Genomic DNA, 377 nt, shown 5'->3' on the forward strand with positions numbered 1-377 from the left:
GAAACAAGCACGTGTTACTAGATGGCAAGTGGCTCTGGACCATCGAATACAATCAAAGAACAGCTAAGGGCAGCAGCAGAGCCCCATGATTCGCCAGCAGAACTTAGATCACGCAGATATATCGTCTCAAAGGCATTAGACGAGTCTGAACCAGTCACGGAGTCGCTAGACATAATCTGGAGCATTTATTTTGACGAGCTTGAACGCCCAGTATCGACTGTCGATGAATTTGCTCAAATTGATCGGTACACCACCGAAATCCGAGAAATATGTGCCAAGATATTCAGACAGACTGCTGAATCGTCTCCAGAATCACTGACTACTCATCTCACATCACTGAACCGCTCTGTACGATCCGAATCCGTTGAATACATCAC

General features: G+C 46.2%; 1 protein-coding gene. It reads left to right on the top strand.

All coding sequences use genetic code 11. The annotated features are described in order from the left end of the window. Positions 1-21: 21 nt before the first annotated feature. Positions 22-377: hypothetical protein (locus tag EXE42_RS19885; protein ID WP_206750771.1), on the top strand; the 356-nt coding region annotated here is incomplete at its 3' end.

The organism is Halorubrum sp. SP3 (assembly GCF_005435195.1).
Taxonomy (GTDB): Archaea; Halobacteriota; Halobacteria; order Halobacteriales; family Haloferacaceae; genus Halorubrum; species Halorubrum sodomense.